Here is a 735-nt window from a genome sequence, read left to right on the forward strand (position 1 = left end):
TAAGCAATCGTTTTACTAATAGTCCGCTAATTCTTATTCCTTTACCTTCGTTACAAAAATGTGAACAAATCACTTTATTAGAGCGATTACTTTAGTAGACTGCGAGCAAATCTTCTCATATCAGGGGGCCYCTTGCTCGCATTCATTCGCATTCTACTTGCCGCCATCTTTGTGGTTGTCACAACACTCGCCGCACTGATCTACTGCCTTTTAGTCAGGAGTCCCAAACACGTGCATGTGTTTTGTCGCTGGTTTAATCAACTGCATAAAATCGTAGGAATGACCTTGATTCAGCGTGGTGCTGAACATGCTCACCAAAATAGTCATGCCGTCTATGTTTCCAATCATACAAAGTGTTTTTGATTTTGTCACTTCGCCTGGGATGTTGCCTCCTCGAACGGTGACGATCGGCAAAAAAAGCMTATTGTGGGTACCGTTCTTTGGCCAGTTGTACTGGATAACCGGTAACATTTTGATCGATAGAGAAAATAAGTCAAAAGCTCGCGATACCATCGCGCAAGTGGCAGAGGCCATTCAAACGCGGAATTTGTCTGTATGGGTCTATCCTGAAGGGTACTCGTAGTAAAGGCCGCGGCTTACTCCCTTTTAAAACGGGAGCCTTTCGTATGGCGATAGAAGCTGGCGTTCCTATTATTCCAATGTGTGTCAGCACCACGCACAACAAAATTGCGCTCAATCGCTGGAAAAATGGGGTCGTCATCACTGAAATGATTG

1 pseudogene is annotated in these 735 nt (G+C 44.5%); it reads left to right on the top strand.

The annotated features are described in order from the left end of the window. Window positions 1-132 precede the first annotated feature (132 nt). Window positions 133-735, top strand: a pseudogene (locus CIK04_RS25025) (1-acylglycerol-3-phosphate O-acyltransferase); the annotation flags it as partial.

Source organism: Vibrio sp. 03_296 (assembly GCF_002265885.1).